This is a genomic window from Kitasatospora sp. NPDC048296 (genome assembly GCF_043201815.1).
GTDB lineage: Bacteria > Actinomycetota > Actinomycetes > Streptomycetales > Streptomycetaceae > Kitasatospora.
In genome coordinates, this window is record NZ_JBICZB010000010.1 from 32,680 (window position 1) to 48,783 (window position 16,104).

1 protein-coding gene is annotated in these 16,104 nt (G+C 74.4%); it reads right to left on the reverse strand.

Annotated features, from left to right (window positions below):
- Positions 1–75: 75 nt before the first annotated feature.
- A complete protein-coding gene (locus ACGF12_RS09215) occupies positions 76–16,038 on the reverse strand; it encodes a type I polyketide synthase (protein WP_393027499.1) in 15,963 nt (5,320 codons plus the stop codon).
- Positions 16,039–16,104: the final 66 nt, after the last annotated feature.

Genomic DNA, 16,104 nt, shown 5'->3' on the forward strand with positions numbered 1-16,104 from the left:
AGCGACTTCCGCAGCGCCTCGACAAGCTTTTCGTACGACGTACTCACTTGACCGTCCTCACCAATGGGTACCGCATCAGCCTTCGAGGTCCTGACTGTCACCGAGTGCCAGTTGGACGAGGTCGTCCACATCAAGATCGGCGAGCGTGCCGATCGACTCCGCACCGTCCGCTCCGTCCGGCTCGGCACCGGGCGTCCCGGTGTCGAGCGCGGCCAACTCGACCAGTGCGTCGAGCAGTCCGGCCTCCCTGAGTCGGGCCAGCGGGAGCGCGGCCAGGGCGTGCCGCAGCCGCTCCTCGTCGATCTCCTGACCGGTGCCCGGGCCGCTGCCCGGGCCGTCCGGGACGAGCGCGGCGTGCACGTGCCGGGCCAGTTCCAGCGGGGTCGGGTAGTCGAAGACCACCGTCGCCGGCAGGTTGAGGCCGGTGGCCGCGCGGAGCCGGTTACGCAGCTCGACCGAGGTCAGCGAGTCGAAGCCCGCATCCCGGAAGCGGGTACCGGCGACGACGCCTTCGGGACCGCTGTGTCCGAGCACCAGCGCCACCTGACCGCGCAGCAGATCGACCAGCACCGCCTCCTGCTCGGTCCGGGTCAGCCCGGCCAGCCGGCGGAGCAGGCCGTCGCCGGAGGCGGCCCGCACCGCCTGGCGCACGTCGCGTACCAGGTTCCGGAAGAGCTGCGGCACGCCGCCGCCCGCCGCCGCCTCCGTGCGCACGGCCCGGAGATCGAGCCCGACCGGTACGGCCAGGGCCCGTCCGCCGCCGATCGCCGCGTCGAACAGGGCCAGGCCCTCCTTGGCGCGGAGCGGCAGGATGCCGCCGCGCCGGTTGGACCGGGTGCGCTGGGCGGCCTCGGCGCCGGTGGTCATGCCCGTGGATTGCTCCCACGGCCCCCAGGCCAGCGAGGTCGCGGGCAGACCGGCCGCCCGGCGCCGGTGGGCCAGCGCGTCCAAGTAGGCGTTGGCCGCCGCGTAGTTGCCCTGCCCGGCCGAGCCGAAGAGACCGGACGCGGAGGAGAAGACCGCGAACACCGCCAGGTCGAGACCGCGGGTCAGCTCGTCCAAATGCTGAACGGCGGTCACCTTCGGCTCGAAGACGTGGGCCAGCCGCTCCGGGGTCAGCGCCCCGATCACACCGTCGTCCAGCACACCGGCCGTGTGCACCACGCCCGTGAGCGGGTGCTCCGCCGGGACCGCTGCCAGCAGCGCCGCGACGTCGTTCCGGTCGGCCACGTCAGCGGCCGCCACCTGCACTGTAGCACCCAACTCGGTGAGCTCGGTGGTCAGTTCGGCAGCTCCCTCGGCTGCCGGGCCGCGCCGGCTGGCCAGCAGCAGGTGTCGCACGCCGTGCTCGACCACCAGGTGCCGAGCGACCAGCGCACCCAGCGAACCGGTACCACCGGTCACCAGCACCGTGCCACCGGCGGCCAGTTCACCGCCCTGCGGGCCCGCCGCCACCCGCACCAGGCGGGGCACCAGCAGCGCCCCGCGCCGAACCGCCACCTGCGCCTCGCCGGAGGCCAGCACGGCAGCCAACTCCTGCTCCACGGCCTCCGATTCGGTGTCGAGCAGCACGATCCGGTCCGGATTCTCCGCCATCGCGGTCCGCACCAGACCCCACACCGCAGCCGCGGCCGGATCGGTCACGTCACCGTCACCACCCGCCGCGACCGCACCACGGGTGACCACCACCAGCGTGGACTCCTCGAACGCCCCGTCCGCCAGCCACGCCTGGAGCACTCCGAGCACCCGAGCCGTCAGGTCCAGGGCGGCATCGGTCTCCCCGTCCGGCGCAGCCGCCCGTACCACCAGGGCGGCCGGGGCTTCGCCGCTCCCGGCCAGCGCGGCCAGCTCGGCGGCCGTATCGACCGGTGCCCAGGACGGCACGGGTGAGGCGTCCCTGGCAGGAACAGCGGACTGCTCGACCCAGTCCACCCCGTACAGCACGTCGCTGTCCGGTGCTCCGGCTGCGGCCTCCAACTGCTCGGCGGAGACCTCGCGGAAGACGAGTGAGTCGGTGGTCAGGACGAGTCCGCCGGTCTCGTCGGCCGCCTGCAGTGCCACCGCGTCCGGCCCCGCCGGCACGATCCGCACCCGCAGGTCGGCGGCACCGACGGCGTGCAGGGCCAGGCCGTTCCACGCGAACGGCAGCACCGTCCGGGCCTCGCCCGCGCCGGCCGTGGCGTCGGCCTGGCGGCCGAAGCCGTTGGCATGCAGGGCCGCGTCGAGCAGCGCGGGGTGAATGCCGAAGCCGGTGGCGCCCTCGCGCTGCTGATCGGGCAGGGCGACCTCGGCGAACAGCTCGTCGTCGCGCCGCCAGACCACGCGCAGGCCCTGGAACGCCGGACCGTACGTGTAGCCCACCCGGATCAGTCCGGCGTAGAACTCGTCCAGGTTCACCTCGACCCGCTGGGCGCCGGGCGGGGGCCAGGCGCTGAAGTCGAACTTCGGTGTGGGAGCGGCGAGCGGGGTCGGCGAGAGGAGTCCGGTGGCGTGGCGGGTCCACGCCTCGACGGAGTCGGCGTGCGCGTCCTCGCGGGTGGAATAGACGTCCACCGTGCGTGCACCGTTGGCGTCCGGGCCGCCGACCGCCACCTGGAGACGGACACCGCCCTGCTCGGGAACGACCAGGGGCGCCTCGATCACCAGCTCGTCGAGGGTGCCGCAGCCGACCTCGTCACCGGCGCGCACGGCCAGCTCCACCAGGCCGGTGCCAGGGACCAGGACCACACCGCCGACCGCATGATCGGCCAGCCAGGCGTGGGTGCGCAGGGAGAGGCGGGAGGTGAAGACCAGGCCGTCGGAGTGCGGCAGACGCACCACCGCGCCCAGCATCGGATGATCCGCCCGGCCCTGGCCCAGCGAGGTCGCGTCGGTGGCGGGGGTGGCAGGGAGCCAGTAGTGCTGGTGGTCGAACGCGTAGGTCGGCAGATCGACGTGCCCGGCGGCCGGGACGAGTCGGGACCAGTCCACGGTGGCGCCGCGCACGAACACCTCGGCGAGGGCGGTCAGCAGGGTCCGGGCCTCGCCGTGGTTGTCACGCAGCGCCGCCACACAGGTCGCGCGCTCACCCGCCGACTCCGCGACCACGCCGGACAGCGCGGCACCCGGGCCCAGTTCGACGAAGACGACCTCACCCGTACCGGCCGCCGCGGCGACGCCGTCGGCGAACCGGACCGGGCGGCGCACGTGCTCCACCCAGTAGCTCGGGTCGGTCAGCTCACCGGCCTCCGCGACACGACCCGTCACGTTCGAGATCACCGGGAAACGCGGCTCCGACCAGCTCACACCCGCCAGAACAGCGGCGAACTCGTCCAGCATCGGCTCCATCAACGCCGAGTGGAAGGCGTGGGACACCGTCAGCCGACGGGTCCTGCGCCCCTGCTCCGCCAGCGTCGCCGCCGCCGCCAGCACCGCGTCCTCCACACCGGAGAGCACAACCGCCTGCGGCCCGTTCACCGCCGCCAGATCCACACCCTCACCCAGCAGCGGCACGACCTCGGCCTCGGAAGCCGCCACCGCCACCATCGCACCACCGGACGGCAGCGCCTGCATCAACCGGCCACGAGCCGCCACCACCGCCGCCGCATCCTCCAACGACAGCACGCCCGCGACATGGGCCGCCACGATCTCACCGATCGAGTGACCCATCACCGCATCGGGCCGCACGCCCCACGACTCCACCAAGCGGTAGAGCGCGGTCTCCACCGCGAACAGGCTGGCCTGCGTGAACACCGTCTGACTCAGATCACCCGAGCGCCCCAGCACCACATCGGCCACCGGGAACTCCACCCAGCCTGCGAGCCGGGCGTCCAGCGCCGCACACGCAGCATCGAACGCCTCCGCGAACACCGGGAACCGCTCGTACAACTCCCGGCCCATGCCCACCCGCTGCGAACCCTGCCCCGGGAAGACCACCACCGTCCGCACCGCACCCGCCGAACCCGACGGACCGTCAGCGATCCCCCGAAGACCGGCGATCGCCTCCTCGCGCGACCCGGCGACCACCACCGCACGCTCACCCAACACCGCACGCCCGGACAGCAGCGCACCCGCCACCCGAGGCAGGGCCACCTCACCGGCCGCCAGGAACGAAGCCAGCCGCTCCGCCTGACCCGTCAGCGAGGCCGCGCTCTTCGCCGACACCACCAGCGGCAACACACCACCATGCACCTCGGAGGCCTCGGGCACCGCGGCCTCCGGCACCTGCTCCAGGATCAGGTGCGCGTTCGTCCCGCTGAGCCCGAAGGCAGAGACGCCCGCCCGGCGCGGTCGGCCGTCCGCCGCCTCCGGCCAGTCCCGGGCCTCGGTGAGCAGCTCGACGGCGCCCGCCGACCACTCCACCTGCGAGGACGGCGCATCCACGTGCAGGGTCGGCGGCAGCACACCGTGCCGCAGCGCCTGCACCATCTTGATCACACCCGCCACACCCGCCGCAGCCTGGGTGTGACCGATGTTCGACTTCAACGACCCCAGCCACAGCGGCCGTTCGGCAGACCGCTCCTGACCGTACGTCGCCAGCAGCGCCTGCGCCTCGATCGGGTCACCCAGCACCGTGCCCGTTCCGTGGCCCTCCACCACGTCCACATCCGCCGTGGACAGCCCCGCGTTGGCCAGTGCCCGGCGGATCACCCGTTGCTGTGCCAGACCACTGGGTGCGGTCAGGCCGTTCGACGCACCGTCCTGGTTGACCGCCGAACCCCGCACCACCGCCAGCACCTTGTGGCCCTTGCGCCGCGCCTCCGACAACCGCTCCAGCACCACCACGCCCGCACCCTCGGCCCACCCCGTGCCGTCGGCCGCTTCCGCGTACGACTTGCAGCGACCGTCCGAGGCGAGCCCCCGCTGCCGGGAGAACTGGACGAACGCCCCGGGGCCGGTCATCACGGCCGCACCGCTGGCCAGGGCGAGCGAGCACTCACCCTGCCGGAGCGACTGCGCGGCGAGGTGCATCGCCACCAGCGAGGAGGAGCAGGCCGTGTCCACGGTGACCGCCGGGCCCTCGAAGCCGAAGACGTAGGAGATGCGTCCCGAGGCGATGCTGCTGCCGGCGCCGGTCGTGACGAAGCCCTCCAGCTCCGCCGGAACGTCGCCGCCCGAGCCGTAGCCCTGGCCCATCAGTCCGGAGAAGACGCCGACGTCCGTGCCCTTCAGCGTCCCCGGGTCGATCCCGGCCCGCTCCAGCGCCTCCCAGGAGGTCTCCAGGAGCAGCCGCTGCTGCGGGTCCATCGCCAGTGCCTCGCGCGGCGAGATGCCGAAGAAGGCGGCGTCGAACTCCCCGGCCACGTGCAGGAACCCGCCCTCGCTCACGTACGAGGTGCCGGTCTTGTCCGGGTCGGAGTCGAAGAGGCCGTCCAGGTCCCAGCCGCGGTCGGTCGGGAAGCCGGACATCGCGTCCCGCCCCTCGACCACCAGCCGCCACAGGTCCTCCGGGCTCGCCACCCCGCCCGGCAGCCGGCACGCCATGCCGACGATCGCGATCGGCTCTCCGGGGTCGGCCGGCGCCACCACGGGCGCGGCGTCCGCGCTCGCGGTGTGCGCCGACACGCCGAGCTCGGAGAGCAGGTGGCGGGCCAGTGCGAGCGGGGTCGAGTGGTCGAAGACCACGGTGGCGGGCAGTTTCAGCGCGGTCGCCTCGCGCAGCCGGTTTCGCAGCTCGACCGAGGTCAGCGAGTCGAAACCGGCGTCGCGGAACGCGGTGTCGACCGGCACGCCGTCCGCCCCTGCGTGTCCGAGGACGGTGGCCGCGTGGGTGCGGACCAGGTCGAGCAGCAGCGCCTCCTGCTCCTCGGCCGCGAGCCCGGCCAGCCGGGCGGCCAGCCCGCCCGCGGCGTCACCCGCCGCGGCGGCGCGGGCCGCCTGCCGGGCGGTGCCCCGGATCAGGCCGCGCAGCAGCGGCTGCACGGCGCCGCCGGCAGCCGCCTCGGCCCGCATCCCGCGCAGGTCGAGCCGGATCGGGACGAGCACGGCCGTGTCGGCGCGCAGGGCGAGGTCGAACAGGTCCATGCCCTCGGCCGAGCTCAGGGCCCGGCTGCGGGTCCGGCCGTCGCGCGAGCCGTCGGTGCCGTCCAGGTGGGCGGTCATCGCGGTGGCCTGCTCCCACAGGCCCCAGGCCAGCGAGAGTGCGGGCAGAGCAGCCGCTCGCCGCTGGTGGGCGACGGCGTCCAGGTAGGCGTTGGCCGCCGCGTAGTTGCCCTGCCCGGCCGAGCCGAAGACCGCGGCGGCGGACGAGAAGAGGACGAACGCCTTCAGGTCCGGGGCGAGTTCGCGGGTGAGCTGGTCCAGATGCTGGACCGCCGTCACCTTCGGCCCGAAGACGTACGCCAATCGCTCCGGCGTCAGCGCCCCGAACGCTCCGTCGTCGAGCACGCCGGCCGTGTGCACCACGCCGGTCAGCGGGTGCGAGACCGGGACGGCGGCCAGCAGCTCCGCGAGCGCCGCCCGGTCGGCCGTGTCGCAGGCCGCGACGGTCACCGATTCGGCGCCCAACTCGTGCAGTGCCGCTTCGAGTTCGACCGCGCCCTCGGCCTGCCGGCCGCTCCGGCTGACCAGCAGCAGGTGCCGCACGCCGTGCTCGCCGACCAGGCGCCGGGCGACCAGGCCGCCCAGCGTGCCGGTGCCGCCGGTGATCAGCACCGTGCCGCCCGGGGCGAAGGAGACCGGGGTGCCGGCGCCGGCCTCGGCCGCCGCGCGGGTGATCCGCGGGGCCAGCAGGGTGGTGCCGCGCACGGCGACCTGGGGTTCGCCGGTGGCCAGCACGGGGGTGAGCACTGCTTCGACGTCCACGCCGGGGGCGGCGTCGGTGTCCAGCAGGACGATCCGGCCCGGGTGCTCCGCCTGGGCGACCCGGATCAGGCCCCAGACTGCGGCGCCGGCCGGGTCGGTGACGTCGGCGTCGCCGCCGGCGGCCATCGCACCCCGGGTGACGACGACCAGCGTCGCCTCCTCCAGCGCGGGTGCGGCCAGCCAGGCCTGAACGATCGCCAGCACGCGGCCGGTCAGCTCCAAGGCGTCGTCCGCCGTCGCGCCGGACCCGCCGCCGACCGCGTCCAGCACGACCACCGGCGCCACGCCCGAGCCGTTGGTCAGCATGGCCAGGTGCTCCGGGGCGGCCACCGGCACCCAGGCGGGCGGCAGCTCCAGGCCCGGCGCCGAGACAGCGGACAACTCGGTCCACTCCAGGCGGAACAGGGTGTCCCGGCCGTCGTCTCCGGCGGCCCGGCCCAACTGCTCGGTGGAGACCGGCCGGGAGACCAGCGACTGCAGGCTCAGCACCGGGCCGCCGGTCTGGTCGGCCGCCTCCAGCGCGAGGGTGTGCCCGGCCGACTGCACCAGGCGTACCCGCAGCGCGGCGGCACCGGTCGCGTGCAGCCGCAGACCGGTCCAGCCGAACGGCAGGTGCACGCCCGCCTCGGGGTCCGTACGGCGTTCGCCCGTCGGGTCGGCCAGTGCCACGTCCAGCATGACGGGGTGCAGGGCGGCGTCCAGCAGGGCCGGGTGCACGCCGAACCGGGCGGCGCTGTCCCGCAGTTCGTCCGGCAGGGCGACCTCGGCGAAGAGCTCCTCGCCGCGCCGCCAGACCGCCCGCACACCCTGGAAGGCCGGGCCGTAGCCGTACCCCGCGTCGGTCAGCAGCTCGTAGCCGCCCGCGACCGGCACCTGCTGGGCGCCGGCGGGCGGCCAGGCGGTGAAGTCGAAGCCCGGGGTCGCGGCCTGGGCGGTGGCGGTGAGAGTACCGGTGGCGTGGCGGGTCCAGACCTCGCCGTCGCTGTCACCGGCCGTGTCCTCGGGGGCCGAGAAGACCGCGACGGTGCGGGTGCCGTTCTCGTTCGGTCCGCCGACGGCGATCTGCAGCCGGATCGCGCCCTGCTCGGGCAGGACGAGCGGGGCCTCGATCACCAGCTCTTCGAGGGTGCCGCAGTCGACCTCGTCACCGGCCCGGACGGCCAGTTCGACCAGCCCGGCACCGGGGACGAGGACGACGCCGCCGACCGCGTGGTCGGCCAGCCAGGGGTGGCTGCGCAGGGAGAGGCGGGAGGTGCAGAGCAGGCCGCCGGTCTCCGGCACGGGAACGACGGCGCCGATCAGCGGGTGGTCGGCCGCGGCCTGGCCGAGCGAGCCGGCATCGGTCGCGGGGGTGGTCTGCAGCCAGTAGTGGCGGTGCTCGAAGGCGTACGTGGGCAGGTCCACCATCGCCGACCGGGCGGGGAGCACGCCCGACCAGTCCACCGCGACCCCGCGCACGAAGAGTTCGGCCATCGAGGCCAGCAGCCGGCGCAGTCCACCGTCCTCGCGGCGCAGCGAACCGGAGACGACAACTGACGTACTGTCAGTGATGTCCACCACCTCGCTGACCGGCTGCACCAGCACCGGGTGGGCACTGGACTCCACGAAGACCCCGAAGCCCTCGGCCACCAACTGGCCCACCGCCGCACCGAAACCGACCCGGTTGCGCAGGTTGCGGTACCAGTAGCCGCCGTCCAGCACACCCGCGTCCCGGACCCACTCGCCCGTCACCGTCGAGTAGAACGGCACGACCGGCGCGCCGGCGGTCACGCCCGCGAGCGCCCCGGCCAACTCACTCTCCACCAGCTCCACGTGGCGCGTGTGGGAGGCATAGTCCACCGCAACGCGACGGACCCGGATGCCCTCGGCGCCCCACTCCTCGACCAGCGCGTCCAGCGCCTCCGCGTCACCGGCCACCACCACGGAGGACGGGCTGTTGACTGCCGCGATCTCGACCCGGCCGTCCCAACGATCCAGGCGCTCGGTCAGCTGCTCCTCCGCCAGCGCCACCGAGGCCATCCCACCGCGACCCGCCAGCCCGCGGGCGATCACCTGGCTCCGTACCGCCACCACCCGCGCGGCGTCCTCCAGGGACAGCGCCCCGGCCACGCAGGCCGCCGCGATCTCGCCCTGCGAGTGACCGACCACCGCATCCGGCACCACACCCACCGACTGCCACACGGCCGCCAGGCCCACCATCACCGCGAAGCTCGCCGGCTGCACCACATCGACCCGCTCCAGCAGCTCGGCCGACGCCTCGCCCCGCAGCACCTCGATCAGCGACCAGTCGATCCACCGGTCCAGCGCCACCGCGCACTCCGCGATCCGCTCCGCGAACACCGGCGAGGAGTCCATCAGTTCACGACCCATACCGACCCACTGCGAGCCCTGCCCCGGGAAGACGAACACCCGGCGCCCCGACCCGCCCGATCCTGCCCCGCCGCTCACCACACCCGGGTGCGACTCGCCCCGGGCCAGCGCGCCCAACCCGGCCAGCGCCTCCTCCCGCGACCCCGCCACCACCACCGCACGCTCACCCAGCACCGCACGCCCGGCCACCAACGCCCCGGCCACAGGCAAAAGTGATGCGTCGCCGGCCTCCACGAACGACGCCAGCCGCTCAGCCTGACCCGCCAGCGAGGCCGCGCTCTTCGCCGACACCACCAGCGGCAACACACCGCCGTCCTCCGAAGACGCCTCGACCGGCTCGGCCTCAGGCGCCTGCTCCAGAATCAGGTGCGCGTTCGTCCCGCTGAGCCCGAACGAGGAGACGCCGACCCGGCGCGGGTGCCCGGTCTCCGGCCACGCCCGCGCCTCGGTCAGCAGCTGCACCGCGCCGGCTGACCAGTCCACCTGCGGGGTCGGGGCCTCGACGTGCAGGGTGGGCGGCAGCACCCCGTGCTGCAGCGCCTCCACCATCTTGATCACGCCCGCCACACCCGCCGCTGCCTGGGTGTGCCCGAGGTTCGACTTCACCGAGCCCAGCCAGAGCGGCTGCTCGGAGTCGCGGTCCCGGCCGTAGGTCGCCAGCAGCGCCTGCGCCTCGATCGGGTCGCCCAGTACGGTGCCCGTGCCGTGCGCCTCCACCGCGTCCACCTCGGCGGCCGACAGGCCGGCATTGGCCAGCGCCTTGCGGATCACCCGCTGCTGCGAGGGCCCGTTGGGCGCGGTCAGCCCGTTGGAGGCGCCGTCCTGGTTGACGGCGGAGCCGCGCAGCACCGCGAGGATCCGGTGCCCGTTGCGCTGGGCCTCGGACAGCCGCTCCATGACCACCACGCCCACGCCCTCGGCCCAGCCGGTGCCGTCGGCGTCGGAGGAGAACGGCTTGCAGCGGCCGTCCGGCGAGAGCGCCTTCTGGCGGGAGAACTCGACGAAGGTGTGCGGGGTCGCCATCACCGTCGCCCCGCTGGCCAGCGCCAGCGTGCACTCGCCCTGGCGCAGCGACTGGGCGGCCAGGTGCATGGCGACCAGGGAGGAGGAGCAGGCGGTGTCGATGGTCACCGCCGGGCCCTCGAACCCGAACACGTACGAGATCCGGCCCGAGGCCACGCTCATCGCCGAGCCCGTGGCGGTGAAGCCGCTCAGCTCGGCCGGGACGGCACCGCCGATGCCGTAACCCTGGGTCATCACACCGGAGAAGACCCCGATCTCCCGGCCCTTCGCTGCCACCGGGTCGACCCCGGCCCGCTCCAGCGCCTCCCAGGAGGTCTCCAGCAGCAACCGCTGCTGCGGGTCCATCGCCAGCGCCTCGCGCGGCGAGATCCCGAAGAAGGCGGCGTCGAACTCGCCTGCGCCGTAGAGGAATCCACCCTGGTCCACGTAGGACGTGCCGACGTTCTCCGGGTCGGCGTCGAACAGCCCGCGGACGTCCCAGCCGCGGTCGTCGGGGAATCCGGAGATCGCGTCGCGGCCCTCGGCGACCAGCCGCCACAGGTCGTTCGGGGTCACCACGCCGCCGGGCAGGCGGCAGGCCATGCCGACGATGGCGATCGGCTCCTCCGGGTCCACGGCGAGCACCGTGCCCGTGGCGGCCGCGCCGGTCGAGGTGTCACCCAACTCCTCGCCCAGGTACCGGGCGAGGGCGACGGGCGTGGGGTAGTCGAAGACGACGGTGGTGGGCAGGTTGAGACCGGTGGCCCCGCGCAGCCGGTTTCGCAGCTGAACGGAGGTCAGCGAGTCGAACCCGGCGTCCTTGAAGGCCTTCTCCACCTGGATGTCGGCCGCCCCGGCGTGGCCGAGCACGGTGGCGACGTGGGTGCGGACCAGCTCCAGCAGCAGTGCCTCCCGCTCGGCGGGCGCCAGGCCGGCCAGCCGGGCGCCGAGCCCGGAGGTGGTCCGGGCGGACCGCCGCCCGGTGGGCACCAGGTTCCGCAGCAGGGCGGGCACGGGCATGCCGCCGGCCCCCTCGGCGCGCAGGGCGCGGAGGTCCAGCTTGATCGGGACGGCCACGGCCCGGTCACCGGTCAGGGCGAGGTCGAACAGCTCCAGACCTTCTGCGGGCGCGAGCCCCAGGAACCCGGCGCGGCCGACCCGCGTCCGGTCCTGCTCGGCCAGCCGCCCGGCCATGCCGGTCGCGCCCTGCTCCCACAGACCCCAGGCCAGCGAGAGCGCGGGCAGGCCGGCGGCGCGGCGCTGGTGCGCGACCGCGTCGAGATAGCCGTTGGCCGCCGCGTAGTTGCCCTGCCCGGCCGAGCCGAAGACGCCGGAGGCGGACGAGAAGACGGTGAACGACCGCAGCTCGGGCGCAAGTTCACGGGTCAGCTGGTCCAGGTGCTGAACCGCCGTCACCTTCGGCCCGAAGACGTGGGCCAGTCGCTCCGGGGTGAGCGCGCCGATCACGCCGTCGTCCAGCACGCCGGCGGTGTGCACCACACCGGTCAGCGGGTGCTCCGCGGGGACCGCCGCGAGCAGGGTCGCGACCGCCTCCCGGTCGGCCACGTCGGCCGCGGTGACGGTGACGGTGGCGCCCGACCCGGCCAGTTCGGCCATCAGTTCGGCGGCGCCCTCGGCCGCCGGGCCGCGTCGGCCGACCAGTAGCAGGTGCCGCACGCCGTGCTCGGCCACCAGGTGACGGGCGACCAGCGCGCCGAGCGAGCCGGTGCCGCCGGTGACCAGCACCGTGCCCTCGGGGTCGAACTCCGCGCGCCGGACGGGCGCGGAGGCGGTGGCCCGGACCAGGCGCGGCGCGGAGAGCGCCGAGCCGCGCACCGCGACCTGCGGCTCGCCGGTGGCCAGTACGGCCGCCAGGTCCGGCTCGGTGCCGTCCAGTTCGGCGTCGACCAGGACGATCCGGTCGGGGTTCTCGGCCTGGGCGGCCCGGACCAGGCCCCAGACTGCGGCGCCGGCCGGGTCGGTCACGTCGGCGTCGCCGGCGGCGGCCATCGCGCCCCGGGTGAGCACGACGAGCCGAGCAGCCACTGCGGCGTCGTCGGCCAGCCAGCTCCGGACGGCCTCCAGGACCCGTGAGGTCAGCGCGAGGGGGGTGTCACCGTCACCGCTGGTGACGGCCTCCAGGACGACGAACGGCCGGGCGGAGCCCTGGTCGGCCACGGCCACCGCGTCGGCGGCACCGTCCACGCGCACCCACTGGGCGGCCGACGTGGCGGTGACGGCGGGCAGCTCGGTCCACTCCACCTCGAACAGCGCGTCGCCGCCCTGCGCGGGCCCCGCCGCAGCGGCGAGCAGGCCGGCGTCCAGCGGGCGCAGCGCCACGGCGTCCGCCGCCAGCACCAGTTCCCCGCTCTCGTCGGCCGCCGTCAGCGACAGCGCGTCCTGCCCGGCGCGGGCCAGCCGCACCCGCAGCACGGCCGAGCCGGTGGCGTGCAGGGTGAGCCCGTGCCAGGCCAGCGGCTGCCAGAGCCGGCCGGCCTCGGCGGCGACGGCCGCCGCCAGGCTCGGGTGGAGCGCGGCGTCCAGCAGGGCGGGGTGAATGCCGAAACGGCCCGCCTCGTCGTCACGCTCGTCCGGCAGGGCGACCTCGGCGAAGAGCTCCTCGCCGCGCCGCCAGAGCGCCCGCACGCCCTGGAACGCCGGGCCGTAGGCGTAGCCGCCGGCCACCAGCTCGGGGTACAGGTCGTCGGCGTCGGCCGGCTGGGCTCCGGCGGGCGGCCAGGCGCTGAAGTCGCTGTCGGCCAGCGGAAGTTCGGTCCTGGTCGGCGAGAGGAGTCCGGTGGCGTGGCGGGTCCACGCCTCGACGGAGTCGGCGTGCGCGTCCTCGCGGGTGGAATAGACGTCCACCGTGCGTGCACCGTTGGCGTCCGGACCGCCGACCGCCACCTGGAGACGGACACCGCCCTGCTCGGGAACGACCAGGGGCGCCTCGATCACCAGCTCGTCGAGGGTGCCGCAGCCGACCTCGTCACCGGCCCGGACGGCCAGCTCCACCAGGCCGGTGCCGGGGACCAGGACCACACCGCCGACGGCGTGGTCGGCCAGCCAGGGGTGGGTGCGCAGGGAGAGGCGGGAGGTGAAGACCAGGCCGTCGGAGTGCGGCAGGCGGACCACCGCGCCGAGGAGCGGGTGGTCGGCGCGGCCCTGGCCGAGCGAGGTCGCGTCGGTGGTGGGGGTGGCGGGGAGCCAGTAGTGCTGGTGGTCGAAGGCGTAGGTCGGCAGATCGACGTGGCTGGTGGTCGGCACGAGCTGGGACCAGTCCACGGTGGCGCCGCGCACGAAGGCCTCGGCGAGGGCGGTCAGCAGGGTCCGGGCCTCGCCGTGGTTGTCACGCAGCGCCGCGACGCAGGTGGCGCGCCCGCCCGCCGAGTCGGCGACCACGCCGGAGAGCGCGGCACCCGGGCCGAGTTCGACGAAGACGACCTCACCCGTGCCGGCCGCCGCGGCGACGCCGTCGGCGAAGCGGACCGGGCGGCGCACGTGCTCCACCCAGTAGCTCGGGTCGGTCAGCTCACCGGCCTCCGCGATCCTTCCGGTCACGTTCGAGACGACCGGGAAGCGCGGCTCCGACCAGCTCACACCCGCCAGAACGGCCGCGAACTCCTCCAGCATCGGCTCCATCAACGCCGAGTGGAAGGCGTGGGACACCGTCAGACGACGGGTCCTGCGGCCCTGCTCCGCCAGCGTCGCCGCCACCGCCAGCACCGCATCCTCCACACCGGAGAGCACCACCGCCTGCGGCCCGTTCACCGCCGCCAGATCCACACCCTCACCCAGCAACGGCACGACCTCGGCCTCGGACGCCGCCACCGCCACCATCGCACCACCGGACGGCAGCGCCTGCATCAACCGGCCACGAGCCGCCACCACCGCCGCCGCATCCTCCAACGACAGTACGCCCGCGACATGGGCCGCCACGATCTCACCGATCGAGTGACCCATCACCGCGTCCGGCCGCACACCCCACGACTCCACCAACCGGTAGAGCGCCGTCTCCACCGCGAACAACCCGGCCTGCGTGAACACCGTCTGACTCAGATCACCCGAGCGCCCCAGCACCACATCCGCGACCGGGAACTCCACCCAGCCTGCGAGCTGGGCGTCCAGCGCCGCACACGCGGCATCGAACGCCTCCGCGAACACCGGGAACCGCTCGTACAACTCCCGGCCCATACCCACCCGCTGCGAACCCTGCCCCGGGAAGACCACCACCGTCCGAACCGCACCCGCCGAACCCGACGGACCGTCAGCGATCCCCCGAAGACCGGCGATCGCCTCCTCCCGCGTCCCTGCGACCACCACCGCACGCTCACCCAACACCGCACGCCCGGACACCAACGCACCCGCCACCTGAGGCAGGGCCACCTCACCCGCCGCCAGGAACGAAGCCAGCCGCTCCGCCTGACCCGTCAGCGAGGCCGCGCTCTTCGCCGACACCACCAACGGCAGCACATCGTCCAGGACGGGCACCTCGGGAGCCTCGACCTCCGGCGCCTGCTCCAGGATCAGGTGCGCGTTGGTCCCGCTCACGCCGAACGACGACACGCCCGCCCGGCGCGGCCGCCCGTCCGCCGCCTCCGGCCACTCGCGGGACTCCGTGAGCAGCTCCACGGCGCCGGCCGTCCAGTCCACCTGCGAGGACGGCGCATCCACGTGCAGGGTCGGCGGCAGCACACCATGCCGCAGCGCCTGCACCATCTTGATCACACCCGAGACGCCGGCCGCGGCCTGGGTGTGGCCCACGTTCGACTTCAGCGACCCCAGCCACAGCGGCCGTTCGGCGGAGTGCTCCTGACCGTAGGTCGCGAGCAGCGCCTGGGCCTCGATCGGGTCGCCGAGCACCGTGCCGGTGCCGTGTCCTTCGACCACGTCCACCTCGGCCGCCGTCAGGCCGGCGGCCGCCAGGGCCTTGCGGATCACCCGCTGCTGCGCGAGTCCGTTCGGCGCGGTGAGGCCGTTCGACGCACCGTCCTGGTTGACGGCCGAGCCCCGCACCACCGCGAGCACCCGGTGCCCGTTGCGCTGGGCCTCCGAGAGCCGCTCCAGCACCACCACGCCCGCGCCCTCGGCCCACCCCGTGCCGTCGGCGGCGTCCGCGTACGACTTGCACCGGCCGTCCGAGGCGAGCCCCCGCTGGCGCGAGAACTCGACGAAGGTGTGCGGGGTGGCCATCACGGTCGAGCCGCCGGCCAGCGCCATCGAGCACTCGCCGCGGCGCAGCGCCTGGGAGGCCAGGTGAATGGCCACCAGGGAGGAGGAGCACGCGGTGTCGACCGTGACCGCGGGGCCCTCGAAGCCGAACACGTAGGAGACCCGGCCGGACGCCACGCTGCCGGCCGCGCCCGTTCCGGCGAAGCCCTCAAGCTCCGGCGGCACGTTGCCGCCGAAGAAGTAGTCCACGCCCATGATGCCGTTGAAGACACCGACGTCCTTGCCCTTGAGCGAGCCGGGGTCGATCCCGGCCCGCTCCAGCGCCTCCCAGGAGGTCTCCAGCAGCAGCCGCTGCTGCGGGTCCATGGCGAGCGCCTCGCGCGGCGAGATCCCGAAGAATCCGGCGTCGAACTCGCCTGCACCGTGCAGGAATCCGCCCTGGTCGACGTACGAGGTGCCGGCCTTGTCCGGGTCGGCGTCGAACAGGCCGTCCAGCTCCCAGCCCCGGTCGGTGGGGAAGCCGGAGACGCCGTCCCGGCCTTCGCTGACCATCCACCACAGGTCCTCCGGGCTCGCCACCCCGCCCGGCAGACGACACGCCATGCCGACGATCGCGATCGGCTCGTCCGCGGTGCGCGCGACCTGCTGGCGCAGGTCGTGGAGCTCGGCGGTGACGCGCTTGAGGTACTTGAGGATCTTGTCGTCCGTGGCCATCTTCAGGTTCCTCACCGGGGTTCGGCAGTGGCAGTCAGTGGAGGCGGTGCAGGCGAGGCAGGAGGG

Coding starts and splice junctions, on each gene's coding strand:
- ACGF12_RS09215 (WP_393027499.1), bottom strand. CDS start 16,038: ATGGCCACGGACGACAAGATCCTCAAGTACCTCAAGCGCGTCACCGCC.